Origin of the sequence: Sphaerospermopsis aphanizomenoides BCCUSP55 (assembly GCF_001586785.1) — a bacterium.
Lineage (GTDB): Bacteria > Cyanobacteriota > Cyanobacteriia > Cyanobacteriales > Nostocaceae > Sphaerospermopsis_A > Sphaerospermopsis_A aphanizomenoides_A.
Genome location: NZ_LUFH02000253.1, coordinates 1 through 255 on the forward strand (window position 1 = coordinate 1; position 255 = coordinate 255).

Here is a 255-nt window from a genome sequence, read left to right on the forward strand (position 1 = left end):
AAGGGGAAGAGCCTAAACCAACGGGTTTACCTGTTGGGGTAGTGGGACAGCGATATCGAATCCCAGAGACTAGACGAAGCAGCTAAATACTGCACCAGAGGAGGTGAAAGTCCTGTAGTCGAAAGTTAAAGGATAGTAGCTGAATCCCGAGTAGTACGGGGCACGAGGAATCCCGTATGAATCAGCGAGGACCATCTCGTAAGGCTAAATACTACTGTGTGACCGATAGAGAACAAGTACCGCGAGGGAAAGGTG

General features: G+C 49.8%; 1 rRNA gene. It reads left to right on the forward strand.

The annotated features are described in order from the left end of the window. Nucleotides 1–255, forward strand: a 23S ribosomal RNA gene (locus tag A0J48_RS27845); the annotation flags it as partial.